Annotated in this window: 22 protein-coding genes, 1 tRNA gene and 1 riboswitch; of the genes, 14 read left to right on the top strand and 9 right to left on the bottom strand. The window is 70.8% G+C overall.

Translation table 11 applies throughout. The features are described 5' to 3' along the window. Window positions 1–38 precede the first annotated feature (38 nt). Complete coding sequence (locus ACQPY4_RS10845; protein WP_433335101.1) at window positions 39–1385, top strand: MFS transporter; 1347 nt, start codon at window positions 39–41, stop codon at window positions 1383–1385. Here ACQPY4_RS10845 and ACQPY4_RS10850 read toward each other — a convergent pair. From ACQPY4_RS10850 to ACQPY4_RS10860, 3 genes are all read right to left on the bottom strand, one after another. Continuing rightward, window positions 1351–2313, bottom strand: a complete 963-nt coding sequence (locus ACQPY4_RS10850; protein ID WP_433335103.1) for an alpha/beta hydrolase — start codon at window positions 2311–2313, stop codon at window positions 1351–1353. The genes ACQPY4_RS10845 and ACQPY4_RS10850 overlap by 35 nt on opposite strands. Further along, on the bottom strand, window positions 2306–3556 hold the full coding sequence (locus ACQPY4_RS10855; RefSeq protein ID WP_433335105.1) for a glycosyltransferase: 1251 nt from the start codon (window positions 3554–3556) through the stop codon (window positions 2306–2308). Before ACQPY4_RS10855 ends, ACQPY4_RS10850 begins: the two co-directional genes overlap by 8 nt. A 285-nt stretch (window positions 3557–3841) precedes the next feature. Beyond that, a complete protein-coding gene (locus tag ACQPY4_RS10860; RefSeq protein WP_433335107.1) occupies window positions 3842–5920 on the bottom strand; it encodes a bifunctional serine/threonine-protein kinase/ABC transporter substrate-binding protein in 2079 nt (692 codons plus the stop codon). Between the two features lie 591 nt (window positions 5921–6511). On the opposite strand from ACQPY4_RS10860, the gene ACQPY4_RS10865 reads away from it, so the two are divergent. Further along, window positions 6512–6811: a DUF6247 family protein gene (locus tag ACQPY4_RS10865; protein ID WP_433335109.1), complete on the top strand. Its 300-nt coding sequence runs from the start codon at window positions 6512–6514 to the stop codon at window positions 6809–6811. 248 nt (window positions 6812–7059) lie between these two features. On the opposite strand, the gene ACQPY4_RS10870 is transcribed toward ACQPY4_RS10865, so the two are convergent. Together ACQPY4_RS10870 and ACQPY4_RS10875 are read right to left on the bottom strand one after the other, a co-directional pair. Beyond that, window positions 7060–7136, bottom strand: a tRNA-Arg gene (locus ACQPY4_RS10870). 114 nt (window positions 7137–7250) lie between these two features. Beyond that, window positions 7251–7814 carry a Clp protease N-terminal domain-containing protein gene (locus ACQPY4_RS10875; RefSeq protein WP_433335111.1) on the bottom strand — a complete coding sequence of 188 codons (564 nt, stop codon included), beginning with the start codon at window positions 7812–7814 and terminating at the stop codon, window positions 7251–7253. Between the two features lie 539 nt (window positions 7815–8353). Between ACQPY4_RS10875 and ACQPY4_RS10880 the strand changes: the two genes are divergently transcribed. Genes ACQPY4_RS10880 through ACQPY4_RS10890 form a run of 3 tightly spaced genes read left to right on the top strand, consistent with a single transcriptional unit; the run spans window position 8354 to window position 11425 of the window. Beyond that, complete coding sequence (locus tag ACQPY4_RS10880; protein WP_433335113.1) at window positions 8354–9043, top strand: phosphotransferase; 690 nt, start codon at window positions 8354–8356, stop codon at window positions 9041–9043. After that, on the top strand, window positions 9027–9926 hold the full coding sequence (locus ACQPY4_RS10885) for a cobalamin biosynthesis protein (RefSeq protein WP_433335115.1): 900 nt from the start codon (window positions 9027–9029) through the stop codon (window positions 9924–9926). Before ACQPY4_RS10880 ends, ACQPY4_RS10885 begins: the two co-directional genes overlap by 17 nt. Then, complete coding sequence (locus ACQPY4_RS10890; RefSeq protein WP_433335117.1) at window positions 9923–11425, top strand: cobyric acid synthase; 1503 nt, start codon at window positions 9923–9925, stop codon at window positions 11423–11425. The genes ACQPY4_RS10885 and ACQPY4_RS10890 overlap by 4 nt, the downstream gene beginning before the upstream one ends. Here ACQPY4_RS10890 and ACQPY4_RS10895 read toward each other — a convergent pair. Genes ACQPY4_RS10895 through ACQPY4_RS10910 form a run of 4 tightly spaced genes read right to left on the bottom strand, consistent with a single transcriptional unit; the run spans window position 11418 to window position 15061 of the window. After that, a complete protein-coding gene (locus ACQPY4_RS10895) occupies window positions 11418–12392 on the bottom strand; it encodes a glycine betaine ABC transporter substrate-binding protein (protein WP_433335119.1) in 975 nt (324 codons plus the stop codon). The genes ACQPY4_RS10890 and ACQPY4_RS10895 overlap by 8 nt on opposite strands. Before the next feature lie 2 nt (window positions 12393–12394). Further along, window positions 12395–13210: an ABC transporter permease gene (locus tag ACQPY4_RS10900; RefSeq protein WP_433335121.1), complete on the bottom strand. Its 816-nt coding sequence runs from the start codon at window positions 13208–13210 to the stop codon at window positions 12395–12397. Beyond that, the gene (locus ACQPY4_RS10905; protein WP_433335123.1) at window positions 13207–14415 is read right to left on the bottom strand and encodes a betaine/proline/choline family ABC transporter ATP-binding protein; all 1209 of its coding nucleotides are present in this window, start codon (window positions 14413–14415) and stop codon (window positions 13207–13209) included. The genes ACQPY4_RS10900 and ACQPY4_RS10905 overlap by 4 nt, the downstream gene beginning before the upstream one ends. After that, window positions 14408–15061, bottom strand: a complete 654-nt coding sequence (locus ACQPY4_RS10910; protein ID WP_433335125.1) for an ABC transporter permease — start codon at window positions 15059–15061, stop codon at window positions 14408–14410. Before ACQPY4_RS10910 ends, ACQPY4_RS10905 begins: the two co-directional genes overlap by 8 nt. Window positions 15062–15235: 174 nt before the next feature. Here ACQPY4_RS10910 and ACQPY4_RS10915 point away from each other — a divergent pair, with 174 nt between their 5' ends. The 9 genes from ACQPY4_RS10915 to ACQPY4_RS10955 all read left to right on the top strand — a co-directional run bounded on the left by ACQPY4_RS10915 (window position 15236) and on the right by ACQPY4_RS10955 (window position 25778). Beyond that, the gene (locus ACQPY4_RS10915; protein WP_433335127.1) at window positions 15236–15865 is read left to right on the top strand and encodes a DUF1444 family protein; all 630 of its coding nucleotides are present in this window, start codon (window positions 15236–15238) and stop codon (window positions 15863–15865) included. Between the two features lie 135 nt (window positions 15866–16000). After that, window positions 16001–17539 carry an AMP-binding protein gene (locus ACQPY4_RS10920; protein WP_433335129.1) on the top strand — a complete coding sequence of 513 codons (1539 nt, stop codon included), beginning with the start codon at window positions 16001–16003 and terminating at the stop codon, window positions 17537–17539. Between the two features lie 43 nt (window positions 17540–17582). Further along, window positions 17583–18218, top strand: coding sequence for a LysE family translocator (locus ACQPY4_RS10925; protein ID WP_433335131.1), 636 nt, complete (start codon window positions 17583–17585; stop codon window positions 18216–18218). A 44-nt stretch (window positions 18219–18262) separates the two neighbouring features. After that, entirely contained in the window at window positions 18263–19390 is a 1128-nt protein-coding gene (locus tag ACQPY4_RS10930) for a sensor histidine kinase (RefSeq protein WP_433335133.1), read from the top strand. Beyond that, window positions 19387–19983 (top strand): response regulator transcription factor, encoded by a 597-nt coding sequence (locus ACQPY4_RS10935; protein WP_433335135.1) that lies wholly within the window; start codon window positions 19387–19389, stop codon window positions 19981–19983. Before ACQPY4_RS10930 ends, ACQPY4_RS10935 begins: the two co-directional genes overlap by 4 nt. Window positions 19984–20055: 72 nt before the next feature. Continuing rightward, window positions 20056–20940 carry an ABC transporter ATP-binding protein gene (locus ACQPY4_RS10940; protein ID WP_433335137.1) on the top strand — a complete coding sequence of 295 codons (885 nt, stop codon included), beginning with the start codon at window positions 20056–20058 and terminating at the stop codon, window positions 20938–20940. Then, window positions 20937–22109 carry an ABC transporter permease gene (locus tag ACQPY4_RS10945; RefSeq protein WP_433335139.1) on the top strand — a complete coding sequence of 391 codons (1173 nt, stop codon included), beginning with the start codon at window positions 20937–20939 and terminating at the stop codon, window positions 22107–22109. Before ACQPY4_RS10940 ends, ACQPY4_RS10945 begins: the two co-directional genes overlap by 4 nt. 33 nt (window positions 22110–22142) lie before the next feature. Further along, a complete protein-coding gene (locus tag ACQPY4_RS10950; protein ID WP_433335141.1) occupies window positions 22143–24233 on the top strand; it encodes a glucan 1,4-alpha-glucosidase in 2091 nt (696 codons plus the stop codon). A 447-nt stretch (window positions 24234–24680) separates the two neighbouring features. Then, a complete protein-coding gene (locus ACQPY4_RS10955; protein WP_433335143.1) occupies window positions 24681–25778 on the top strand; it encodes an aminotransferase class V-fold PLP-dependent enzyme in 1098 nt (365 codons plus the stop codon). An 89-nt stretch (window positions 25779–25867) separates the two neighbouring features. Then, window positions 25868–26040, top strand: a riboswitch (cobalamin riboswitch). Window positions 26041–26044: the final 4 nt, after the last annotated feature.

The following is a 26044-nucleotide window of genomic DNA, read 5'->3' on the forward strand; positions in this document are numbered from 1 at the left end:
GCCATGCCCCGGGGGCGCGACCGTCCTGGATCCTGCTGGTGACCTCGCTCGCGGCGTTCATGACCTCGCTCGACAACACGGTCGTGAACGTCGCGCTGCCCGCCATCCAGCGCGACCTGGGACTCACGCTCGCGGGCCTGGAATGGGTCGTCACCGGCTACATCCTGGCGTTCGCCGGGCTGCTGCTCACCGGTGGCAGGCTGGCCGACCGCCATGGCCGCGACCGCGCGTTCCTCGCCGGGACGGCCCTGTTCACCGCGGCCTCCCTGGCCGCCGGGCTGGCGCCGACCGCGTCCCTGCTGCTGGCCGCGCGGATCGTCCAGGGGGCGGGGGCGGCCCTCGTGCTGCCCGCCACCCTGGCGATCCTGGCCACCGACCTCACCGCCCGCGCCCGCCTGCACGGCTTCGCCCTGTGGACGGCCGCCGTCGCCGTCTCGCTGGCGCTCGGCCCGCTCGTCGGCGGCGCGCTCAGCCAGCACGCCCACTGGAGCTGGATCTTTCTCGTCAACGTCCCGGCGGGCGCCGTGACGCTGCTCGTCGCCCGCCACGCCCTGCCCCGCGCGGACGTCGAGGCGCGGCGGCTCGACCTGCCCGGTCTTGTCACGTCGGCGATCGCGCTCACGGCCGCGACCTACGTGCTGGTCCAGGGACACGAGCACGGCTGGACCGCGACCGCGATCCTGGTCGCGGCGGCGATCGCGGTGACCGCCGCCCTGGCCTTCGCCGCCGTCGAGTCCCGGGCGCCCGACCCGCTGATCGACCTCGCGCTGTTCCGGGCGCCCGCGTTCGGCGGCGGGATCGCGATCACGATCCTGTCCGGCCTGGGCGTCAACGGGATCTTCTTCTTCACCGCGCTCGTCCTGCAGACCGTGCTCGGCCTCTCGCCCACCGAGACGGGCCTGGCGTTCGTCCCGATCGCCCTCTGCGTGGCCGCCGCCACCCCCCTCGCCCCCTACCTGGCCCGGCGCTGGGGGACCCGGCCCACCGTCACGGCCGGGTTGCTGCTGCTGGCGGCGGGCCTGGCCGGGGCGGCGGCCGCCGGGCGGGACGAGGGCGTGCCGGGCCTGCTGATCCCCTTCGCGGCCGTCGGCATGGGCTCGGCACTGACCGCGCCGCTCACCGCCGTCGTCCTGGAGACCGTTCCGACGGCCCGCGCCGGGACGGCGTCCGGGCTGTTGTCGGTCGCCCGCGAGATCTCCGGCGTGGTCGGGATCGGCGTCATCGGCGCCGTCGTCGCGACCCGCCAGGCCGCCGCCCGCCATACGGGAACCCCGGTACCGGACGCCCTGATGAGCGGCTACTCGGCCGGGCTGGCGCTCGCCGCCGTCCTGGTCCTCGCGGGCGCCGCGATCAGCGTTGCGACGCTGCGCTCGCCGCCCCGATAGACCGCAGCAGGTCGGGCCAGGTGTCGTCCAGCTCCTTCTGCCAGTAGGGCCAGGCGTGCCGCCCCTTCTCGTACAGGTGCACCTTGGCGGGGATCTTGAGCCGCTTCAGCTTGCGGGCCATGACCGTGCTGGTCTTGCCCGCCAGGACCTCGCTGGCCGTCCAGGGCTCGTCGGGCTTGTCCAGCGGCCCGGGCAGCCCCGTCAGCCCGCTGGACAGATGCAGCCCCAGCCCCCTCAGCCGGTTCGCCAGGTACAGCGGATCGTGCTGCCGCCACACCCGTCCGTAGGGCGGCCCCCACATGCCGATCGCGTCCAGCCCCGCCGCCGACACCGCCGCCATCATCAGCACCGGCACCCCCGGCAACTGCGTCGCCACGAACCCGCTGTAGGAGCCGGCGAAACGGAACATCTTCGGATGCCGCGCCGCATAGGCGAACGCGCCGTAGCCCCCGGCGGAGACCCCCACCACACCGCGCTTGTCCCCGGCCTTGTAGTCGCGCTCCAGAATCCCGAGCAGCTCCTTCAGGTGGAAGGTCTCGAACGCGGGCGGGCCGCCCTTCCCGTAGTTCCACCAGTCGGTGTAGGACGCGGCCCAACCGGCGTCCGGCATCACGACCAGCGCGCCGGACGACGCGGCCTTGGCCTCGATATCGGTCTCGCGCGTCCACGAGGTGTAGTCGTCCCGCGCCCCGTGGAGCAGATAGACCACCGGCCAGGTTCGCGCGGCGCGCTTCGACCAGCCGTTGGGGACCAGCAGCCGGACGGGCATGGTCCGTCCCACCGCCGGGGACGCGATCGTCAGATCGACCGTCCGCGAATCCAGCCACCGCTCGCCCACCACCCGGGCCTCATCGGCGGCCTCGGCCGCCGAGGGCGACACGACCGTCAGAGCCGCCGCGACCACGAAGACGGCCGTCACCTTAAGCATGGAATTTCCTCATGTCCGCCTCGATCACGTCACAAGCCCTGGCTATGCCGTCCTCGGCGGCGATCCGCCGCCCCAACCGACCCGCCCGATCACGCATGCCCTGGTCACCGGCCGCCTTGATCGCCCTGGCGAGCGCGTCCACGGTCAGCTCCCGGAACGGCACCGGCCGGGGCCCCACCCCCAGCGCCGCGACCCGCTCACCCCAGAAGGGCTGATCGGCCCCGAATGGCGTCGCCACCATCGGAACACCCGCCCGCAAGGCGGCGGCGGTCGTCCCCGCCCCGCCGTGGTGCACCACGGCCGCCACCCTCGGAAACAACCAGGAATGCGGCACATCACGCACCACATGCACCGACTCGTCCGAGGGCCCGTCCCCGAGCAGCAACCCCCGCACACCCGCCCGCCGCAACGCCGCCCGGACCAGCAGATCGGTCGCCCCGGCGTCGCCGGGCACCATGCTCCCGAACCCGACATAGACCGGCGGAGGACCCGCGTCCAGAAACCGCTCCAACGCGTCGGGCGGACGCCATCCGGCATCCGGCTCAAGGAACCAGTACCCGGTCACGTGAACATCGGGCCGCCAGTCTCCGGGCACCGGCACCACGGCCGGGCTGTACCCGTAAATCAAAGGCCGCCTACGCCGCCGCAGAACCGCGAGCGGACTGGCCAGCGACGGCTTGCCCAGGGTCCTCGTTCGCCGGTAGTCAACGGCGAGCGGCCGGAACACCTGCCACCCCACCTGATCCACCACCGCATGGCTGGCCCGGTTCCCCAGCCGCCCCAGCGAGCGCCCGCCCGGCACGTGAAAGGTGGGGAATTCCCCGGTCGGCTCGGAAGGCTGCAATCCCGCGAGGCAATAGGGCGTGATACCCGCCACGGCCACCGAGTGCCCGATCAGCCCCAAAGTCGAACACACCAGATAATCGGCGCCTTCGGCGGCCGCCGCGATCTCCGAGAAATGCCGGTCGGCCATCGGCCCGACCAGTGTGCGCAACCTCCGCGCCAACGCCAGCGGATTATGCCCGGCCGCCAGCCACGCCTGCCCCTCGGGACTGGCCAGCAGGGCGCCGATGTCGGCGTCCAGCGGAACGCACTCCAGCCCGGCGTCCCTGACCAGGCCCGCATAGCTCCGGCTGCAGACGACCCGAACCTCATGCCCCCGAGCGCGCAACCCCCGCCCCAGCGCGACATAGGGCTGAGTGTCTCCCCGCGACCCCACCGCCAAGAAGGTGATAAGGCTCATTTCAGCAAACCCCGGAATCCACCATGAGCGCTACATTAACCAACCCCCCAACTATCCTCGACAGGCCGCATTGGACTGTGATTCAACTCACGAATGTCAATAATTTCTCGTTAAAATCCAATGACACCGCGCTCCTGCCATGCGCGTCACCCACGGAGGCCCCGGCCCCTACGTCCACTCGCCCGCCGACATGACCGAAGCCCTGTCCCGCTGGCAACGCTCCCTCCGAACCACCGAGTCCTAGGACGGCCCAGCATGGGGCCTTCCTAGGCCGTGGAGCTCAGGTCACTCGTCCATCTTCGCCTCCGTTGTGCGTCCGAGAAAGGTGAACGACCCGCCGGTCACGCGGTAGAGGTAGGCGACGGGCGCCTTGAGGTTGCCGTCGGGGTCGAAGCCGAGGCGCTGCCCCGCCCCGATCAGCTCGACCGTCCGCAGGTGGTCGTTGATGGCGGCCGGGGTCGTGCGGCCCGCCGCCACGGCCCTGACCAGCGGGGTGGCGGCGTCGTAGCCCTCGGGGCTGCGGTGCGCGGGGGACCCGCCGATGAACCTGCTGTACTTCTCGGCGAACGTCACCACCGTCCGCTCCCTCGACGCCGGGTCGACGCATCCGCACACGACCATCGTCCCGTCGGCGTCCTGCCCCGCGGTGCTGGTCAGCGGGCCGGAGAAGCTCTGCTCGGTCAGGTAGAACCGAGCCTTGACGCCCGCCTTGCGGGCCTGGGCGATCAGGCGGCCGCTCGTCTCGGGCCGTCCGCCATAGAAGATCGCGTCGGGCCGGGCGTCGCGCAGCTTGCCCACGTCGGGCCCGAAGTCCGTCGCGGTCGACTGGACGCGCTGGCGGGTGACCTGCGCCCCCTTCGACTCCAACTGCTGGGCGACGGCCCAGGTCGGAGCCGCGCTCCAGTCGTTCTCGTCCTCGATCACCACCGCGCGCTTGACCTTCGCCTTCACGGCCATGAAGTCGGCGAGCGCCCGCACCGCGGTGTCATAGCTGGGGATCACCCGATGCCAGTACTGCAAACCGAACCCCGGGCGGTAGATTCCCTGCGCCCCCGGGGAGACCATCGGGATTTTGGCCCCTCCCAGAAGAGGTGCGACGGTCGCGGCCTCGCTGTCGTAGACCGGCCCGATCACACCCGCGTACCCACCCGAGATGATCTTCGAGGCCGCCGCCGCGGCCGCCGCCGGATCACCCTTGGTGTCGTGGACGTCCAGGGAGATCTGCACAAGAGGAACCCCGGCGTTGTGGTCGGCCACGGCGGCCTTGGCACCCGCCAGCATGTCCTTGGTCGCCCTCAGCTCGGGGGCGGAGACGGGGCCGAGGAACGCCAGCTTCACCTTCGCGACGGCGGGCTCCTTGCCGCCGTCCGCCCTCAACTGCGGGATCAGGAAGCCCACCGAGACCGCCAGCGCCGTCGCCATCACCGCCGCCCCCACGGCCAGCGGCCACTTCGGACGGTGCTTCGGAGGAAGAGTGACGTGCACGGGATTCAGCACCGGGATCTCGGTGCCGACAAGCGTCGTGCCCTTGACGAGCGGATCGCCGGTCGCGTCCATCCCGACCCCCGCCAGCAGCCACGCCAGCACGTCCCGGCTCTTGGGCCGCCGCCCAGGATCCTTGACCAGACAGGCCCGGACGATCGCGACAAGCCCCGCCGGCAACGCCGACACGTCCGGCTCCGCGCTCAGAATCCGATGCATGATCTTCGGAATCGAGTCGCCGCCGAACGGCGGACGCCCGGTCGCCGCGAACAACATCGTCGCGGCCCACGCGAACACGTCCGCCGCCGGACCGACCTCACCCTCGCCCACCTGCTCCGGCGCCATATAGGCGGGCGTCCCCACGACCTGGCTGGTCATCGTCAGCGCCTCGGTGTCCAGCGCCCGCGCGATCCCAAAATCGATCACCCGCGGCCCGTCCGGCCCCATCAGCACGTTCGGCGGCTTGAAGTCCCGATGCACGACCCCCGCCTGGTGGATCGCCGCCAGCGCCGTCATCGTCCCGATGCCCAGCCGCGTCAGCTCCCGCGCGTCCAGCGCCCCCCGCTCGCCGACCAGCTCCTTCAGTGAAGGACCACGCACATATTCCGAAACAATATAAGGCCGATCGCCGGCGATATCCGCGTCCAGAACCCGCGCGGTACAGAATCCGGCAACCCGCTCCGCCAATTCCAATTCCCGCACGAACCGCGCCCGAGCCTGCACGTTCCCGCTCAACTGCGCATGCAGCAACTTCACCGCAACAGGGCCGCCACCCTCCCCCCGAGCCAGGAAGACGACCCCCTGCCCTCCGTCCCCCAACCGCTCGACCAACACATAAGGCCCGATCCTCGCGGGATCACCATCGTGAAGCGGATCCGGCATCGTTCCTCCAAAGCGGGGAGGCCCAGAACACCGCCCGAATAATATCCAGAGATCAAGAATGCCAGGGCGGCAAGCTAATGTGCCTTACATGGCGTCCCCCACAAGAGCCCGCCTCGCCCCAGTGAGCAAAGAAGAACGCGCCCGCTGCGCCCCGCTCCGCCGCATCCTCCGCAAAGCCGGCTACCGCGCACGCACCTGCCGCTCCGGCGGCTTCAGCGTCCACAGCCCCGCCCCGGACACCCCCTTCACCGTCCAGTGCAGCTCGGTATCCGGCACCCGAGACTGCGCAACCGAACTCCAGGGCTACGCCGAAGCCCTGACCACCCAAGGCTGGAAAGTAACCCGCGAGCCCCCGCCCTCCGAGTACGAACACACCCTCCTGGCCCGGCCCCCACAACAAACCCCCCAACCAAAACGCCGCTTCCCCTGGCCAAGACGACACCCCCAAAACAACTAGCCCACCGCTTCCGCAGGACTGGCCGTCGCGCGAGGGCGGCGGCTTCCCTAACCTTCCTGCACTTTCGTGAACCTTCCGGTTACTTCGAAAGGTTGACGAGGCTTCAGGAAGGTTCGTGAAGATAAGTTGGCCCCATGACCGCCGAGCCTGAGGAGCCGACCCCTCGGTACGACCCCGGCGAGGACCCTGCCGCTATCTTCGATGCGCTCCCGGTGTCACACCGTGATCAGTTTCGAGCCGAGTATGACGCGGCGCTTGATGCCGCCCATGACCTGGCCCGCTTCAAGCAGGTACAGACACTTCTCTGGCAGTGGCGGCTGCGGGCGATCGCGTACGCGCGTCCGGGCTACGACGAGGCCGTGCAGGACGCGCTCCTCGGCCACGAAGACTCCTTCGTCCGCTACACGCCTCCCGGCTGGGAAGGCCGGGTGTGACGTTCCGCCTCGACGGTTCACGGACGCGCGCTCTACGAATTAAACGGCCTACCCGAACAGGTTCGGAACGGCCCTCTTCTAGACCGGCTCCTCCATCTTCTCGAGGCTCCCTGGGACGCGGTCCCTGAGCGCTCTGGCCAGACGGCCGTCCGTCACGCCCACTTCGGTGAGTGCAGCAAAGGCATGCTCACTCTGCTCTTGGACGAGGACGCCGCGACGCTGCGCATCATCGACATCCTGTGGGTGGGTGGCGCGCCCGGCAGGATTCGAACCCGCGACCGTCGGATTAGAAGTCCGATGCTCTATCCAGCTGAGCTACGGGCGCTCGCTGAGCCCTGAGTGTAGAGCGAGGACGGTGGTCTTCGCACGGGTGTATTTCGCGTGGCGGGCCTGGCCAGGGGTGTTGGGGGCCTGGCCAGGCGGGTGGTGCCGCGGCGTTTTAGCCTTGGTTGTAGCGGCTCACTACGCCCATGGCGTTCAGGCGGTCGACGACCTCGGTCTTGACGGTCTTGTAGGTGAGTCCCAGGTCGGTGAGGATCTGGTGGGCGCGGCAGGTGGGGAGGGCCAGGAGGGCCAGCAGGATGTGTTCGGGGCCGATGTAGCCGTGGCCGGTTCTGTCTCCCTGGCGGGCGGCGCCCTTGGCGAGGACTTGGGCGGTGTGGTCGCTCCAGGGGAGTTCATGTGGGGTGGGGCGCTGGGGGTTGGGGAGGGCGGACTTCACGGCCTCTGTTGTGACGCCCAGGTCGTCCAGGATGTCGAAGGCCAGTTCGACGGGGGCTTCCTCGTCCAGGAGGGCGAGGAGGAGGTGTTCGGTGCCGACCTCGTGGTGGCCGTTGGAGCGGGCGTGGGTTCGGGCCAGATCGAGGACGTCTTGGGCCGGGACGTTGAAGCCTTCAAGGGTGATGTGCGGCCTCGCCAGGTCGCGGGCGGCGTCGGTGTAGGTCTTGCCCGTTTTGGCCATGTGCGCCCTGATGGCGTTCTTGCGGGCGGAGTTCTCGACCATGATCTTGTGCCTCTCGAGGGGCGTCCTACGCACACCACCTGTGGAGGAAGCAGATGGCCGGTCTCTTGGAACGCTGATCCGGTGGACCTTGTCCTCGTTGCCGGATGGCGTAGGCACCTCGGCTCGGAGCGGGCGGTGCGTTCGGCCGCCGCTTTCAGCGTATCCGATTTGGCGCGTGAACTTGAGGGGGTGGGGGCGAGTCACATTCTTTGGGGGTGAGGGTGATGGAGAGGGCTCGGGCGCTGGGGCTGATGGTCGCGGGGGCGGCGGTGGTCTCGGCCGGGGTGTTCATGGGCGTTCGGAGTTGGGGCTGGGCGGTCTTCGGCTTGTCGTTCGTTCTGTTCGGGGTGGGGCTGGTGCGGAGCGGGCGCCGGCTTGGCGCTGGTCAGGGGTAATGGGGTGTTGAGGGTGGGTTGGACGCAATATCGTTGGTGTCTGTGGCGGTGAATATCGAGGTGCCCATCTCCGGGGACGTGACGGAGGGCATCGTTCGGGTGGGAGATACGGTCCGGAGGCCGCTTCGGGCGCACAGTCCGGCGGTGCACGGGTTGCTCAGGCATCTGGAGAGCGTGGGGTTCGAGGGCGCGCCTCGGGTGCTGGGCGTTGATGAGCGGGGACGGGAGATTCTGAGCTGGGTGCCTGGGGAGGCGGCGCATCGGCCGTTGCCGGGGTATGCGGTGACGGAGGAGTCGCTGGTCGGGGTCGCCGAGCTGCTGCGCGGTTATCACGAGGCTGTTTCTTCTTATGAGCCTCCTGTGGGGGCTCCTTGGGACACGGCGGCGTCGAACCTGGACGGGGAGCCCGAGCTGATCGGGCACTGTGACGTGACGCCGGAGAACGTGGTCTTTCGGGAGCGGCGGCCGGCGGCGTTGATCGACTTTGATCTGGCGCGGCCGACGACGCGGTTGTACGACGTGGTGACGGCGTTGCGGCACTGGGCGCCGATCGCCGATCCGGCCGATCGGGACTCGCTGTTGTACAGCGCCGATGTGGGTGCGCGGATGCGGGTCTTCTGTGACGCGTACGGGTTGGAGCGTGACAGCCGGGGCGAGGTCCTGGTCGCGTCGCGGGTGCGGTTCGAGCGGTCGTACGAGGCGATGCGGATGCGGGCCGACCGGATCGGCGGGGGATGGGCGCGGATCTGGCACGGGGGTGCCGGGGCGCGGATCCGGCGGGCGCAGGACTGGCTGGAGCGCCACTGGGACGAGCTCGATGCGCACCTCCGCTGAGGCGGGGCTGCTGCTGGGGGTGGCGCTGGACGCGGCGTTCGGCGATCCGCGGCGGGGGCACCCGGTGGCGCTCTTTGGACGTCTCGCTTCTCGGTTCGAGGGTTTTGTGTATCGGGACTCGCGGGTTTGCGGGGTTTTCTACGCCGGGACGCTGGTCGCGGGTGCGGTGGGGTTGGGGGTCGCCGCTGAGCGGCTGCCCGGGCGGGTGCTGGTTACGGGGATCGCGACCTGGGCTGTGCTCGGGGGGACGTCACTAGGGCGTGAGGGGCTGACGATGGCCCGGTTCCTGGAGGATGGTGATCTGGCCGCGGCTCGGGCGCGGCTTTCGCATTTGTGTGCGCGTGATCCGGCCGGGCTTTCCGCTGAGGAACTGGCGCGGGCGACGGTTGAGTCGGTGGCGGAGAATACGTCCGATGCCTCGATCGCGCCGTTGTTCTGGGGGGCGTTGTTCGGGGTGCCTGGGTTGCTGGGGTATCGGGCCGTGAACACGCTTGACGCGATGGTCGGGTACCGGAACGAGCGATATGAGAACTTTGGGTGGGCCGCGGCTCGGTTGGATGATGTGGCGAACTGGGTGCCCGCTCGGGTGACGGGCCTGCTTGTTGTGGCGGTTTCTGGGCGTTGGGACGCTTGGCGGGTTCTGCGCCGGGACGGGGCCGCGCATCCGAGCCCCAATGCCGGACGCTGCGAGGCCGCCTTCGCCGGGGCTCTGGGGGTGCGTCTTGGGGGCTCGAATTCGTATGGGGGATCGGTGGAACGGCGGCCGGAGCTGGGGGACGGGCGGGCGCCCGAGGTCGCGGACATCCGGCGGGCCGTGCGCCTGTCGGCGGGCGTGACCGTGGCGGCGGCGCTGGTGTTCGCCGGGATGAGGTGGGCGCGGTGAGCGGGGCCCTTCTGGTGGCCGGGACGACGTCCGACGCGGGCAAGAGCGTGGTGACGGCGGGGCTGTGCCGGTGGCTGGTGCGGCAGGGCGTGAAGGTGGCGCCGTTCAAGGCGCAGAACATGTCGCTGAACTCGATGGTGACCCTGGACGGCGCCGAGATCGGGCGGGCGCAGTACATGCAGGCCCAGGCGGCCGGGGTGGAGCCTCGGGCGATCATGAATCCGGTGCTGCTCAAGCCGGGGAGCGACCGGCGCAGCCAGGTCGTGGTGCTGGGACGTCCCGTGGCCGAGGTCGACGCGCTGCAATACGGGGCCCACAAGGAGCGGCTGCGCGCGGTGGTGGGGGAGAGCCTGGCCACGTTGCGGGACGAGTTCGACGTGGTGGTCTGCGAGGGGGCCGGGAGCCCGGCGGAGATCAATCTGCGGGCCGGGGACATCGTGAACATGGGCCTGGCGCGGGCCGCGAAGCTGCCGGTGATCGTGGTGGGCGACATCGACCGGGGTGGTGTTTTCGCGTCGCTGTTCGGGACGGTCGCCCTGCTGGAACCCGAGGACCAGGCGCTGATCGCGGGCTTTGTGATCAACAAGTTCCGGGGCGCGCGGGAGCTGCTGGAGCCGGGGCTCGACCAGCTCGCGGCGCTGACGGGACGTCCGACGCTGGGCGTCCTGCCGTGGAAGCTCGGCCTGTATCTCGACTCGGAGGACACGCTGGCCCTGGACGCCCCGCGCCCCGACGCGCGGGCCCCGTATGGGCGCGAGACCCTGCGCATTGCGGTCGTGCGGTTTCCGCGCATCTCCAACTTCACCGATCTGGACGCGCTCGCGTGCGAGCCGGGCGTGGTGGTGCGTTACGCGGCCAGCGCGGGCGATCTCGATGAGGCCGACCTGGTCGTCCTCCCGGGGACGCGGGCGACCGTGGCCGATCTGGCCTGGCTGCGCGAGCGGGGGATGGACGAGGTCGTCCGGCGCCGGGCCGGGGAGGGACGGCCGGTGCTGGGCGTGTGCGGCGGGTACCAGATGCTCGCCCGGGAGATCGAGGACGGCGTCGAGTCGGGCGCCGGGCTGGTCGAGGGCCTGGGGCTGCTGCCCGCGCGGGTCGTGTTCGGCGCCGAGAAGACGCTCGGACGTCCCAGCGGTGAGGCATACGGGGAGCCGGTCACCGCTTACGAGATCCACCACGGGGTCGCCGACGTCCTGGGCGGGACGCCGTTCCTCGATGGCTGCCGCGTGGGCGCCGTCTGGGGCACGACCTGGCACGGCGCGATGGAGAACGACGGGTTCAGGCGCGCGTTCCTGGCCGACGTCGCCGCCCGGGCCGGACGCGACTTCACGCCCGCCCCGGACGTGTCGTTCGCCGGGCTGCGGGAGAGGACGCTGGACGCGCTCGGCGATCTGGTCGCCGACCATCTGGACACCGGCGCGGTCATGCGGCTGATCGAGGACGGCGTCCCGGCGGGCCTGCCCGTGGTCGCCCCGGGTGGCCCGCCGAGGGCTACTTGACGAAGCCCTGCTCGCGCAGCCAGTCGCGGGCGACGAACACCGGGTCGTTGCCCTCGACGTCGACGCGGCTGTTGAGCTCGCGCATCACGGGCGTGGTGAGCTTCTGGCTGATCCGGGCGAACAGCTCGGTGAGCTGCGGGTACCTGGTGAGGACGTCCGCCCGGACGGTGATCGCCGGGTTGTAGTTGGGGAAGAACTTGCGGTCGTCCACCAGCGGCTTGAGGTTCTTGGCCTGGATGCGGCCGTCGGTCTCGGTGACCTCGCCGAACGTGCACCGGCCGGTGGCGGTGGCGTCGTAGATCACGCCCGCCGACATCTGCTTGATGTTGTTGGCGGGGACGGCGCTGCCGAACTTGAGCGAGTAGGCGTCGAGCATTCCGCGCAGGCCGTCGTTGCGGGAGAAGAACTCGGGTTCGGTGCAGTATGTGCGCTGGGCGACGGGCACCTTGGCCATGTCGGACAGGCTCTTGAGCCCGTACTTCTGCTGCGCCGACGCGCTCACGGCGATCGTGTAGGTGTTGTTCATCGGGGCGGCCGGGGCGAGCCACGCGATCCGGTTCTTCTGGAGGTCCTGCCGGGCCACTTCCTGGAACTGCTTGACCGGGTCGGGGATCGCGTCCTCCTGGCCCAGGTAGGTGATCCAGCCGGTGCCGGTGTACTCCCACATGAGGTCGTTGTCGCCGCCGGTCAGCGACTTGCGGGCGGTGACGCTGCCCTGGACGTTGGTGCGGTCCTTGGGGTCGGCTCCGGCGGCGATGAGGGCGAGCACGGCCATCTTGCCCAGGATGATCTGCTCGGTGAACTCCTTGGACGTCACCCGGATCCTGGCGTCCTCGAGCCCGGGGATCGGCTTGATGCTGCCGGGCTCGATCTTCGGGACGAACGCCGAGGCGGGCTTGAGGCCGCAGCCGGGCAGGACGAGCAGCGCGGCGCAGGCCAGCGCCGCGAGCGGACGGGTCCTGCGCATCTCTAGAGCCCCTTCGGAGACAGGAGGCGGGCGGCGATCCCGCCCAGCCAGTCGATCAGCAGCGCGAGCAGGGCGATCAGGATGCACCCGGTGAGCAGGACGGGCGTGCGCTGCGTGCTCACCCCGGTGGTGACCAGATCGCCGAGGCCGCCGCCGTTGATGAACGCGGCGATGCAGCCGGTGCCGACCATCAGCACCATCGTGGTGCGGATCCCGGCGAGGATCACCGGGGTGGCCAGCGGCAGCTCGACCCGCGTCAGCACGGCCATGGGCGACATGCCGATGCCCCGGCCCGCGTCGGTCAGCGTCGGGTCGACCTGCGCCAGGCCCACCATCGTGTTGCGCAGCGCGGGCAGGACGCCGTAGGCCACGAGCGCGGCGATCGCCGTCCAGAACCCGATGCCGAACTTGACCGCCAGCAGGACGACCACGCCGACCGCCGGTGCGGACTGCCCGACGTTGGCCACGGCCAGCACGACCGGGGTGGCCCCTCGGGCCCAGCGGCGGCTCAGCAGCACGCCCAGCGGGACGGCGATCACCAGCACCAGCAGCGTGGAGACGATGCTGAGCTCGATGTGCTCCCAGGTCTTCTTCCAGACGTAGTCGAGCGTCAGGCTGCGCTTCTCGATGCTGTCGAGGCCGGAGTTGGTCACGTAGACGAGCCAGCCCACGCCCACGACCACGATGATCAGCGGTTGGAGGAGGGCGCGCCAGGAGCGTCCCGTGGGGGCGTGCAGCGCGGCTTCGGCGCCGACGACCGAGCGCGCTCCCGGGGTGACGGGCGGCGCGGGCGCCTCGGGCGTCTTGGTGGTGCTCATGCCCCGGCCTCGCGCGCCCGGGCCTTGGACTGGTCTTTCATGTCCCTGATCGCGTTCTGCAGCGTGGCGAGGCTGACGGTGCCCTGGTAGACGCCGCGCGGTCCCGTCACCGGGACGTGCTCGTGCTCGACCTGGATCAGCGCCTCCAGCGCCTGCTGGAGGGTGAAGCGCGCCCGCAGTGGCGGCGCGTGCGGATGGCCGCGCTCGGCGATGGGCCCGGAGACGCCCGCCAGTTCGTCCAGCCCGATCCAGCGCAGCGGGCGGCGCTGGTCGTCCAGGACCAGGGCGAACGAGTGCCCCGCCGCCTGGATGCGCGCGCGGACCTCGCCCGCGTCGTCGCCGGGGCCGGCCTCGGTGACCTCGTCCAGCGGGACGTCGGACACCCGGCTGAACTTCAGCAGCTTCATGGCCTGGTTGCCGCCGAGGAACTGCTGGACGTAGTCGTCGGCCGGGGCCAGCAGGATCTCCTTCGGCGTCCCGTACTGGGCGATGCGCGACCCCTTGTCGAGGATGGCGATGCGGTCGCCGAGCTTGAGCGCCTCGTCGATGTCGTGGGTGACGAAGACGATGGTCTTGCCGAGCTCCTCCTGGAGCCGCAGCAGCTCGTCCTGGAGGTACTCGCGGGTGATCGGGTCGAGCGCGCCGAAAGGCTCGTCCATCAGCAGCGCGGGCGGGTCGGCGGCGAGCGCGCGCGCGACGCCGACGCGCTGCTGCTGCCCGCCCGACAGCTCCCGAGGGTAGCGGTCGCGGAACGTGCCCGGGTCGAGGTCGACCAGGGTGAGCATCTCCTCGACCCGCTCGGCGACCCGCTTCTTGTCCCAGCCGAGCATCTGCGGGACGAGCCCGACGTTGGTGCCGACGGTCATGTGCGGGAACAGCCCCGCGTTCTGGATGACGTAGCCGATGGTGCGGCGCAGCTCGACGGGATCGAGGCTCAGGGCGTCCCGCCCGGCCACCGTGATCTTCCCCGAGGTCGGCTCGATCAGCCGGTTGATCAGCCGCATCGTGGTGGTCTTGCCGCAGCCCGACGGGCCGAGCAGCACCACGATCTCGCCGCTGGGGATGCTCATCGTCACGTCGTCGACGGCGGGCGTGCGCTGCCCGGGGAAGCGCTTGGTGACGTTGATCAGTTCGATGCCGTGGCCGTCGCCCGCGTCCGTGGCGGTGGACGCGGTCTCGGCGTGTACGACCGTTTTGTCAGGCACGGATGCCTCTCGATGTGGTCAGGCGGCCGACCAGCAGAAAGCAGCCGTCGAACGCAAGGGCCAGGACGATGATGCCGAGCGTGCCGGCGAGCGTCATGTTGATCGCGTTGGCGCCGCCGAGACGGGCCAGCCCCGAGAAGATCTGCTCACCGAGGCCGGGCCCGGAGACGTAGGCGGCGATCGCGCCGACGCCCATGGCCAGCTGGGTGGCCACGCGCACGCCGGTGAGGATCACGGGCCAGGCGAGCGGGAGCTCGACCCGCAGCAGGATCTTCCAGCGGCTCATGCCGATGCCGCGGGCGGCGTCGACCAGGGTCGAGTCGACCCCGGCCAGACCCACGATCGTGTTGCGGACGATCGGCAGCAGCGAATAGAGGGTCAGCGCCACCACGCTGGGCGTGACGCCCAGCCCGAGCGGCGTGATCAGCAGACCCAGCAGCGCGAGCGACGGGACGGTGAACATCACCCCGGCCGAGCTGGTGGCGAACGAGGAGAGCGCCGACGACCGGTAGGTCGCCAGGCCGATCAGCACCCCCAGGACCAGGGCGAGCAGCACGCACTGGAAGACCATGCTCGCGTGCTGCCAGGTTTCGAAGATCAGGAGCTCGCGGCGGCTGCTCAGGTACTCCCAGAAGCTCACGCACATCCTCCAGGAAGATCTCTACTAGCTCGGTAGGACACTTCACGACTGGGGCTCGGCGGGTGACCGGGCGATGGGGGCACCGTCCGGGTAAGGTGATCCACTCTAGTCTCACCGGCCCCGCACACCGCAGGAGATCACGCCGTGACCGAGCCGCGGACCAGTCTCATCGTCCCTTTGATGAAGGCACGGGTCCCCGCAGAAGTCCAGTTGGAATTCCCGCTGCCGCCGGACGAGGAGCCGATCCGCGACCCGTTCGCGGGCGAGCTGTACGTCACCTACGCGCTGGAGCTGCCGGCCGAGGTCGACATCGCGGCGGCCGTGCGGCGCGGCACTCCGGCGGTGCCCGGACGCCGGTACGAGCACATCGCCAGGCGCCACTGCGCCCAGCTCGGCGTCGAGCCCGGCGAGCTGCGCCGCCAGGCGGCGCTCAACCTGCGCGGACGCCGTCCCGACCTGGCGTTGAGCTGGTACCCCGACGCCCGCGCGGTCACGGTGTCGCTGAGCGGCAACGTCCCCGGCGGCGGGCTGGAGGCCGGGCTGCTGCTGGACGACGGTTTCCTGGAGAAGCTGGCCCAGGACGTCGACGGCGATCTGGTCGTGGCGGCCCCGGCCCGCGACGTGTTCGTGGCGACCGGAACGGGCCACCCGGACGGGGTGGAGAAGCTCCGCTGGGCCGTCGGCCAGGTCTGGACGGCCGACCGGGCCGAGGAGGGCGGCGACCCCGCCTGGGACGTTCCCGCCGGGCAACTGCTGACCCGCGACCTGTTCGTCCGCCGCGCCGACCGCTGGGAGATCCTCGCCGCCTGACGGCGCGATCCGTATCCCCGTACGTAAGACCTAATTATGCGGGGACCGAGACCGAAATACCGCGAACGCCCCGTGTCGGTATGCCTACCCGTCGTAATCTCCGCTTGTCGTTCCACCGGCAGGAGGAGCACCGCCATGGAGGGCAATCTCGCGAGCACGCTGGCCGTACGGGCAGATACCTACGGCTGGTCCGACCGTCCCCTTTTCTACGCAGACGACACCGCCATCAGCCATCGGAAGGTCCACGACGCGGTCACGCGGGCGTCGGGCGTCCTGCACGCGGCCGGCGTCAGGCGCGGGCACCGCGTCCTGATCGCCCTGCCCGACTCGGTCGGGTTCGTGGCGGCCTTCCTCGGGACGCTGCGCCTGGGCGCCGTCGCCGTCCTCACCGGACCCGAGCAGTCCGCGGCCGAGCACGCCTACTTCCTGGCCGACTCCGCGCCCCAGGCCGCGGTGTGCGTGCCGGAGCTGGCGCCCCGGTTCCCGTCCGTCCACGTCCTGACCGCCGACGACCTCACCGACGAGCCCGCCGCGCTGCCCGAGGCGGCCGAGGTCGAGCCCGACGCTCCCGCCTACGTCCAGTACACCTCGGGCACCACGGGCAAGCCCAAGGGCGCCGTCCACCGGCACGCGGACGCCGAGGTGTACTTCGAGGCGCTGGGTGTGGGGGCGCTCGGCATCACCCATGAGGACGTGGTGTTCTCGCTGTCCAAGGCCTGCTACCCGTTCGGTCTGGGCGCGTCGGTGTTCTTCCCGATGCTCTCGGGCGCGTCGTCGGTGCTGTGGTCGGGCCCCCCGGGGGTCGTCGGGGCGGTCGAGCAGGCGCGGGCGCATCGCCCGACGCTGTTCTTCACCGTCCCGACCTGGTACGCGCGGCTGGCCGGGGCCGACCCGGCGGTGCCCGTGCGGGCGGCGTTCTCGTCGCTGCGGGCGGCGGTCTCGGCGGGGGAGCCGCTGCTGCCGTCCCTGGCCGACCGCATCGAGGAGGTCTTCGGCTGTCCCGTTCTCGACGGCCTGGGCAGTACCGAGGTCGGCCACACCTTCGTCTCCAACACCGTCTCCCGGCGCCGCAGGGGCGCGCTGGGCGTGGTGCTCGATCCGTACGAGATCGAGGTGAGGGCCGAGGAGCACGCCAACGGCGCCCTGCCCCCGTACGCGAGGACGGCGGCGCCCGGCGAGCAGGGCATCCTGTACGTACGGGGGCCGTCGGTGATGACCGAATACCTCGGCAAGCCGGACAAGACCGCCGAGGTGCTCGCCCCGGACGGCTGGCTGCGGACGGGCGACCTGGTCCACGCGGACGAGGACGGCTTCGTCCATCACCACGGCCGGGTGCTCGACCAGGTCACGGTGTCGGGGGAGCGGGTCTCGCCGCTGGAGATCGAGCGGGTCCTGGGCCAGTACCCGGGGGTCGTCGAGGTGGCCGTGGTGGGCGGGACGGTCCCCGGCGAGCCGCTCCAGGCGTTCGCGGTGCTCGATACCGAGCTGACGCCGTCCGACGGGCTGGAGCGCGAGCTGATCTCGCTGGCCCGCGCGCGGCTCCCCGAGCACAAGGTGCCGGGCTCGGTGACCTTCATGGTGGAGCTGCCCAGATCGGGGTCGGGCAAGGTCCGCCGGGAGATCCTCGGGCGCGGGCCGGGTGCGGGCCGCGACGAGGACGGCTCCTTCCGCTGAAAACCGCTTCCCGGGGACGCCGCGCCGCGTCTACTGTCGGCGCATGGTGTCGTTCGAGCAGCTCGCGGCCTTCTCCGCGATGGCCGTGGCCATCATCCTGATCCCGGGGCCCACGGTCCTTTTCGTGGTGGGCCGGGCGCTCGCGCACGGCCGCCGCATGGCGCTGACCAGCGTGGTCGGCAACACCCTGGGAGTGCTGGTGCTGACCGGCGCGGTCGCGCTGGGCGTGGGGTCCATCGTGGAGCGCTCGGTGGTGGTGTTCACGGTGATGAAGCTGGCGGGCGCCGCCTACCTGATCTACCTCGGCGTGCAGGCGTTCCGGCACCGGCGCGGTCTCGGCGAGGCGCTGGGCGAAACGCCCTCGGCGGTCGACCGGCGCGCGCTGTGGCAGGGGTTCGTGGTGGGCGTCACCAACCCCAAGACGGCCGTGTTCTTCGCGGCCGTCCTTCCGCAGTTCGCCGACCGGGACGCCGGGCACGTGCCCGTCCAGATGGCGGTCTTCGGTCTGGTCTTCGCGCTGCTGGCCCTGCTGTGCGACAGCGTCTGGGGCCTGGCGGCGGGCAGCGCGCGGACCTGGCTGGCCCGCTCCCCGCGCCGCCTGGCCGCCATCGGCGGCACCGGCGGGCTGATGATGATCGGGCTCGGGGTCACCGTCGCCACCACCGGGCGCAAGGACTGACCTGGGCCGGAGCGCTCCCGGATGGTCCTAAAATCGGTCGCACTATGGTGCGGGTTCCGAAGGTCGACACGACGCGGCGGATCTTCATCTACGTGACCGACGCGATCTCGATCTTCTTCGGCCTCTCCCTCGGTGTGGTGAAGCTGTTCAGCATCGCGCTCATCGACAACAGCTACCTGTGGCCCGCGATCGGGAGCTCCGCCTGCCTCCTGGGCGTGTACGCCTGTTTCTGGCGCGTCCAGCGCGACGCCTTCCGGGGCCGCCCGCGCCCGATCCCGCTCATCGCGGCCGGGGGCGCGCTGGCGACGGGCTCGCTGCTGATCGCGCCGATGGGCGGCGAGTTCGGCCCGCTGGTCTGGCTGATGGGCGTCGCGCTGCACTTCTCCGTCCGGGCGACGCTGGGCTTCATGGTGCTGGTCGTGGCCGGTTCCAACGTGTACTTCCCGATCCGCTTCGAGGAGCTGGGCACCTGGCCGCTGATCCTCTTCGACGTCTACCAGATGGCGTCCTGGTCGATCGTGCTGGCCGGGCTCATGATCGCCTTCGCCTGGCTGTGGGACGCCGCCCGCGAGTTCCACGCGGGCCAGGAGGCCCGGGCAAAGCTCGCGGTCTCCGAGGAGCGGCTGCGCTTCGCCCGCGACCTGCACGACCTGCTCGGCCACAGCCTGGCGCTGGTCAACCTCAAGAGCGAGCTGGCCGCCAGGCTCGGCGAGAAGGACCCGGCCCGAGCGTCCGCCGAGATGCGCGAGGTCGCCGGGATGGCCCGCGACTCGCTCAAGGAGATGCGCGCCGCCGTCCGCGGCTACCGCACCGTCGACCTCGACGACGAGCTCGCGCGGGTCCGGTCGGTGCTCGACGACGCGGGCGTGCGCTGCACGGTCGACGCCGAGACCACCGGCCTCCCGGCCGAGCAGCGCGAGCTGCTGGCCTGGGCCGTGCGCGAGGGCGCCACCAACATCCTCAAGCACACCGCCGCGTCCTACTGCGCGATCACGATCAGGGACGGCGTGCTGGAGATCCGCAACGACGGGCTCGGCGCCGCCGGCGAGGGCCCGGGCGACGGCAGCGGCCTGCACGGCCTGTCCGAGCGGATGCGGACCGCGGGCGGCACGTTCTCGGCCGCGGCCACCGGCGAGGGCGAGTTCCTGCTTCGCGCTGCGGTGCCGGCGTGATCCGCGTCCTGCTCGCCGACGACGAGCACCTGGTCCGCGGCGCGCTGTCGGCCCTGCTCGACCTGGAGGACGATCTGGAGGTCGTCGCCCAGATCGGCCGGGGCGACGAGGTGGTCGAGGCCGTGGAGCGGCACCGTCCCGACGTCGCCGTCCTCGACATCGACATGCCCGGCCTGGACGGGCTCGGCGTCGCCGAGCGGCTCGGCGGGCGCTGCGCGATCGTGATCCTCACCAGCCTGGGCCGTCCCGGCTACCTGCGCCGCGCGATGGCCGCCGGGGCCGGAGGCTTCCTGGGCAAGGACGCCTCCGCCGACGAGCTGGCCGTGGCCATCCGCAAGGTCCACGCCGGGGGCCGCCATGTCGACGCCGAGCTGGCCCTGGCCGCCATAGCGGCGGGCGACAACCCGCTGACCGCCCGCGAGCGCGACGCGCTGCGGCTGGCCGACGGCGGCGCGGGCGTCGCCGAGATCGCCGCCGAGCTGCACCTCAGCGAGGGCACGGTGCGCAACTACCTGTCCAACGCGATGACCAAGCTCGACGCGGCCAACCGCCTGGAGGCGATCCGCACCGCCCAGCGCATGGGCTGGCTGTAGATGACAGTTGTCATATCGCGCCGGTGACGGCGTCCACTGTTCCGGCGCGGGACGTCCGGCCAGGCTTGGGGCATGCTTCGCGTTGAACGGCTGGGCAAGTCATACGGGGACAGGGCCGCGCTGTCCGAGGTGACCTTCGACGTCCGTCCCGGCGAGATGTTCGGGTTCGTGGGCGCCAACGGCGCGGGCAAGACCACCACGATGCGCATCATCATGGGGGTGCTGGCCGCCGACGCGGGCCGGGTGACCTGGCGCGGCGCCGAACTCACCCGCACCCGCCGCCGCGCGTTCGGCTACATGCCCGAAGAGCGCGGGCTCTACCAGAAGATGAAGGTCGCCGAGCAGATCGAGTACTTCGGGCGCCAGTACGGGCTGTCGGCCGCCGCGTCCCGCCGCGCCACCGGCGAGTGGATCGAGCGGCTCGGGCTCACCGAGCGCCGCGACGACCAGGTGCAGGCGCTGTCGCTGGGCAACCAGCAGCGCACGCAGCTCGCCGTCGCGCTCGTCCACGACCCCGAGGTCCTGGTGCTGGACGAGCCGTTCTCCGGCCTCGACCCGATCGGCGTGGACGCCCTGGCCGACGTCCTGGCCGAGAAACGCGACGCCGGGGTGCCGGTGGTGTTCTCCAGCCACCAGCTCGACCTGGTGGAGCGGCTCAGCGACGCGGTCGGGATCATCAAGGCCGGGCGGATGGTCGCCGCCGGCACCGTGGACGAGGTCCGTGCCCGCGAGGGCCGCCGCCTGCTCCGCGTCGGGCTCCGCGACGCCGCCCCCGGGTGGGCCGAACGGCTGCCCGGAACCGTGGTGGGAACCCCGTCCCGGGGGCACGCGCTGGTCGAGCCCAACGGCCACGACGACCAGGACATCCTGAGCGCGGCCCTGAAGGAGGGCCGCCTCGAACACTTCGGGTGGGAACTGCCCACCCTCAGCGAGATCTTCCGGGAAGTGGTCGCGTGAACGGCGTCAAGCTGGTGGTGGCGCGGGAGATCCGCGTCCAGGTCGCGTCGAAGGCGTTCGTGATCGGGCTGGTCATCAGCGCCCTGGTCGTCGCCGGGATCGTGGCGGCACCGAAGATCATCGGCGGTGACGACGCGTTCAAGCTCGGCCTTACGGGGAGCCAGGAACTGAAGCCCGCGCTGGACGCCCTCGCGCGCCAGGCGGACGTCACCGTCAAGACCACCGTCTATCCCGACGAGGCGGCCGCCCGCGCCGCCGTCGACGACGGCAAGGTCAAGGCCGCCGTCGCCGGTGGGCGGCTGCTCACCGACGGCGAGCTCGACAAGGAGCTGGCCGCGCTGGTCCAGGGCGCGCACCGCTCGGTCGAGAGCACCCGGCGGCTGGCCGCGTCCGGCATCGATCCGGGCAAGGTCCAGCGGGCGTTCGACGTGCCTGCGCTCGCCGCGACCTCGGTGACGGGCGACGCCCGGCACGAGGAGGCCAGGCGCGGGCTGGCCATGATGATCGTGGTGGTGCTGTTCCTGCTGCTCATCACGTCCTCGATGGGGGTGGCCATGGGCGTCGTGGAGGAGAAGAGCAGCCGGATCGTGGAGATCCTGCTGATCGCCGTCCGCCCCTGGGAGCTGCTCGCGGGCAAGATCATCGCGATCGGCGTCCTGGGCCTGGCGCAGCTGGCCGTCTTCGCGCTCTCGGGGCTCGGCACCGCCGCCGTGGTCGGCGCCCTGCCCGACCTCCCACCCGGAACCCCGGGCGTCATCGCGCTGGCCTTCGCGGGCTACCTGTTCGGATACGCCTTCTTCGCCGCGATGGCCGCGGCCCTGGCCTCGCTGGTCAGCCGCCAGGAAGAGCTGAGCAACGCGCTCGGCCCGATGAACCTCCTCATGATGGTCACCTACGGCGTCTCGTTCTGGGCCGCCGCGCAGCCCGACGCCCCGATCGCCCGGACGATCTCGATGATCCCGCCGTTCTCGTCCATGGTCATGCCGGTCAGGGCCGCCGCGGCCGACGTCCCGGCCTGGCAGGTCGCCCTGGCCATCGCCGGGCTGCTGGCGGCGGTCGCGGCCGTCCTGCTCCTCGGCGCCCGCGTCTACGAGCGCGCGATCCTGCGCACCGGGGCCAAGCTGAAGCTGGCGGAGGTCCTGAGGGGCTCGGCAGGAGCCGCCCGCTGACCTACCATCGGGGTTGATCACCTGGAGGTCGGTATGCGGAGACCGGTGGCGGCGGCGCTGATCGTGATCATGACGCTCTGGCCGGGGACGGCCCGCGCCGGTGAGGCCCCCGGGGCCCCGGGCATCGACTCGGCCTGGACGACGGGCGACAAGCAGGGCATCGGAACCTCGGTCACCACCGCGTCCAAGCTCTGGTTCACGCTGGGGCAGGGGATCGGCCACGAGGTCTACTATCCGCAGCTCGACGTCCCCAACGTCCAGGACCTCCAGTACCTGGTCAGCGACGGCTCCACCTTCTTCGACGCCGAACGCGACGCCACCGAACGCACCGTCCGGCTGACCGACCCCCGATCGCTCACCTACGAGCAGGTCAACACGGCCAGGTCGGGCAAGTACCGCATCACCAAGACCTACACGGCCGATCCCCAAAGAGCCACGATGCTGGTACGAACCCGCTTCCAGGCCCTCACAGGCGGCCCCTACCGGCTCTACGTGCTGTTCAACCCGTCTCTGAACAACAGCGGCATGGGCGACACGGGAGCAACGGCGAACGGCAAGCTCGTCGCCACCGACGGCCCGGTCTCCAGCGCCCTGGCGGTGTCGTCCGGCTTCGCCAAGACGTCCAACGGCTACAGCGGCACCGTCAGCGACGGCTACCAGGACCTCGCCGCCGACAAGCGCATGGACCACGCCCACGACACGGCGTCCACGCCGGGCAACCTCGTCCAAACAGCCCAAATCAGCGTGGGCGCCGACTCGACCTTCACCCTCGCCCTGGGCTTCGGCGCCACCAGAACGGAAGCCGCCGCGACGGCCGACGCTTCTCTCCAAGCAGGCTTCACCAACCGCCTGACGAGCTACCAGACCGGCTGGCACAACTACCTGGCGTCCCTCAAGCCGCCCCCGGCCGGCGTCGCCGCGAACTCCACTCAGTACCGGGTGGCGCTGATGACCCTCAAGGCCCACGAGGACAAGACCTACCGGGGCGCGAACATCGCCTCGGCCACGATCCCCTGGGGCCAGGCCGTCAACGCCAACGACCCGGGCGGCTTCGGCTACCACGCCGTCTGGTCCCGCGACCTCTACCAGGTGGCAACGGCCCAGCTGGCCGCGGGCGACCGCGCCGCCGCCGGACGCTCGGCCGACTACCTGTTCAACGTCCAGCAACGCCCCGACGGCTCGTTCCCCCAGAACAGCTACCTGGACGGCCGCCCCGCCTGGCCGTCCCTCCAGATGGACGAGGTCGCCTTCCCCATCGTCCTGGCCTGGCACCTGTCCCGCCAGGACCTCTGGCCCAAAGTCAAAAAGTCAGCCGACTTCATCGTCGCCAAAGGCCCGTCCACCCCGCAAGAACGCTGGGAAGAAGAAGGCGGCTATTCCCCGTCCACCATCGCCGCCGAAATAGCGGGCCTGGTCTGCGCCGCCGACCTGGCGGCAAAAGCGGGCGACCCGACCTCGGCAAAGCGCTACCTGGACACAGCCGACACCTGGCACAGCAAAATCGCCGACTGGACCTTCACCACGACCGGCGGCCTGGGCGACGGCAAGTACTTCATCCGCATAGACGACAACGGCAACCCCAACGATGGCCACCAACTCGACATCAACAACGGCGGCGGAATCCACGACGAACGCGCGATAGTCGATTCCGGCTTCCTGGACCTCGTCCGCCTGGGCGTGAAACGCCACAACGACCCCCAGATAACAGCGTCACTCCAAGAGCTGGACGCCACCACCAAGGTCGACACCCCCTCAGGCCCCGCCTGGTACCGCTACAACCACGACGGCTACGGCGAAACCGAAACAGGCGCCCCCTACACCGGCGCGGGCAAGGGAAGGCTCTGGCCCCTCCTCACCGGCGAACGCGGCGAGTATGAACTGGCCGCCACCCGCGACGCCAAGCCCATGCTCGCCATGATGGCCAAGACCGCCAACACCGGCTACATGATCCCCGAACAGATCTGGGACCGCCCCGACGCCCACGGCTTCACCTTCGGCAAGGCCACCGGCTCCGCCAGCCCCCTGGCCTGGTCCATGGCCCAGTACGTCCGCCTGGCCTGGTCCATCGACGCCGGCGCACCCGTCGAGACCCCCTCCGTCGTCAAGTCCCGCTACGCCCCCTGACCAGGTAAACGACTGGATCTCGCGCCATTCGCCACAGGCCGATAGTGGTACGCGTATTGACCGTTGTGGAATGGCGTCGCGGCCTGGGGTGGCCGCACTTTCTGCCAATGAAGGCCTTCTGGTCTTGTGATGTCGGGTGCCTGCTTCGGGTGCGCGGGCCCTGTTAAGTCGGACGAAGCTTCTGGCCAGGCAATCTGATAGCAGAGGAGTTTCGCCTTGACACCCAGAGTTAACCTTCGGCGACGTCGGGCGTTCCTCGCGGGCACGCTCGCTGGAACGGGTCTCGCCCTGCCGGGCGTCGGCCGGGCCTCGGCCGGAACCGGGCACGAGTTTCGGGGTCCTCCCACGTTCGTTCCCAGCGATTGGGATTCGGTCAGGGCGCAGTTCTCCCTGAATCGCACGTACATGCAGTTCGCGGCGTGGTTTTTCGCCTCGCATCCGGCACCCGTGGCGCGCGCGATCGACCGGCACCGCCGCGGGCTGGACCGGGACACGTTGTACTTCCCCGAGTCGGATCCCGAAGAAGAGGCGTGCAAGGCCGCCGCCGCCTACTTGGGGGGTGGTCCGCTGGAGAACATCGCGCTGACCGACAGCACCACCATGGGCTTGGGCCTGCTCTACGCGGGCCTCCGGCTGAAGCGGGGCGACGAGGTTCTCACCACCGAGCACGATTTCTACGCCACCCACGAGGCTCTGCGCCTGCGGGCCGTCCGCGACGGCATCGTGGTGCGCAAGGTGCGGCTCTACGACGATTCGGCGACGGCCTCCGGTCCGGAGATGGTCTCCCGCTTGCGGGCCGCGGTCACCGACCGGACGCGGGTGGTCGCCGTCACCTGGGTCCACTCGGGGACGGGGGTGCGGCTGCCGATCTCCGAGATCGCCGGCGCGTTGGCCGAGCGGTCCAGGGGAAGGGACGAGGCGGACCGCATTCTGTTGTGCGTGGACGCGGTGCACGGCATGGGGGCAGAGAGTTCCACCCCGGTCGAGCTCGGCTGCGACTTCTTTGTGTCCGGAACCCATAAGTGGCTCTTCGGGCCGCGCGGGACCGGCGTCATCTGGGGGCGTTCGGAGGCCTGGCCGCACGTGGATCCGACCATCCCCAGCTTCAGCCACGAGGCGATGAGCGCCTGGCGGAACGGCCATCCGCCCCAAGGCCCGGCGGCCGTGCTGGCCACCCCCGGCGGCTTCCACTCCTTCGAGAACCGCTGGGCGCTGGCCGAGGCCTTCGCCTTCCACCGCGCCATCGGACCGGCGCGGATCGCGGCGCGCACCCGCGAGCAGGCGAGCCGCCTCAAGGACGGCCTGTCACGGCTGCGGCACGTGCGGTTGCACACACCGAGGTCCGCGGAGCTCTCTTCGGGCCTGGTGTGCTGCTCGGTCGACGGCACGCACCCCGGGGAAGTCGCGGCCAGGCTGCACGAGGACCACCGCATCGTCGCCAGCGTCACGCCCTACCGCGAGCCTTACCTACGGTTCGGGCCGAGCATCGTGACCCGCCCCGAGGAGGTCGACGCGCTCGTCCGCGCGATGGCGTCGCTGCGCTGATCCGCGGCGCGTCCACTCGCAATGATTGTCCTTCATTGCAGGCCTCACCCCGTACTGAGCGGGGGATGTTCTGGTCGCGGGTTGGGTCCGTAGACTGGCGCGGCGATGGTGGGCGAGGAACCCGGTGGGAATCCGGGGCTGTCCCGCAACTGTGACCGGGGAGTCGACCCTCAGGTTTGGCCACGGCCGTGAGGCTGGAAGGCCGAGGGTTCGGTGGTGATCCGGGAGCCAGGAGACTCCGTGCCGTCGCAGACCTCGTTCACCTA

It is taken from the genome of Spirillospora sp. CA-294931 (genome assembly GCF_050946795.1).
Classification (GTDB): Bacteria; Actinomycetota; Actinomycetes; order Streptosporangiales; family Streptosporangiaceae; genus Spirillospora.

Coding starts and splice junctions, on each gene's coding strand:
- ACQPY4_RS10850 (WP_433335103.1), bottom strand. CDS start 2,313: ATGCTTAAGGTGACGGCCGTCTTCGTGGTCGCGGCGGCTCTGACGGTC.
- ACQPY4_RS10855 (WP_433335105.1), bottom strand. CDS start 3,556: ATGAGCCTTATCACCTTCTTGGCGGTGGGGTCGCGGGGAGACACTCAG.
- ACQPY4_RS10860 (WP_433335107.1), bottom strand. CDS start 5,920: ATGCCGGATCCGCTTCACGATGGTGATCCCGCGAGGATCGGGCCTTAT.
- ACQPY4_RS10865 (WP_433335109.1), top strand. CDS start 6,512: ATGACCGCCGAGCCTGAGGAGCCGACCCCTCGGTACGACCCCGGCGAG.
- ACQPY4_RS10875 (WP_433335111.1), bottom strand. CDS start 7,814: ATGGTCGAGAACTCCGCCCGCAAGAACGCCATCAGGGCGCACATGGCC.
- ACQPY4_RS10885 (WP_433335115.1), top strand. CDS start 9,027: ATGCGCACCTCCGCTGAGGCGGGGCTGCTGCTGGGGGTGGCGCTGGAC.
- ACQPY4_RS10895 (WP_433335119.1), bottom strand. CDS start 12,392: ATGCGCAGGACCCGTCCGCTCGCGGCGCTGGCCTGCGCCGCGCTGCTC.
- ACQPY4_RS10900 (WP_433335121.1), bottom strand. CDS start 13,210: ATGAGCACCACCAAGACGCCCGAGGCGCCCGCGCCGCCCGTCACCCCG.
- ACQPY4_RS10910 (WP_433335125.1), bottom strand. CDS start 15,061: ATGTGCGTGAGCTTCTGGGAGTACCTGAGCAGCCGCCGCGAGCTCCTG.
- ACQPY4_RS10915 (WP_433335127.1), top strand. CDS start 15,236: ATGAAGGCACGGGTCCCCGCAGAAGTCCAGTTGGAATTCCCGCTGCCG.
- ACQPY4_RS10920 (WP_433335129.1), top strand. CDS start 16,001: ATGGAGGGCAATCTCGCGAGCACGCTGGCCGTACGGGCAGATACCTAC.
- ACQPY4_RS10925 (WP_433335131.1), top strand. CDS start 17,583: ATGGTGTCGTTCGAGCAGCTCGCGGCCTTCTCCGCGATGGCCGTGGCC.
- ACQPY4_RS10930 (WP_433335133.1), top strand. CDS start 18,263: ATGGTGCGGGTTCCGAAGGTCGACACGACGCGGCGGATCTTCATCTAC.
- ACQPY4_RS10940 (WP_433335137.1), top strand. CDS start 20,056: ATGCTTCGCGTTGAACGGCTGGGCAAGTCATACGGGGACAGGGCCGCG.
- ACQPY4_RS10950 (WP_433335141.1), top strand. CDS start 22,143: ATGCGGAGACCGGTGGCGGCGGCGCTGATCGTGATCATGACGCTCTGG.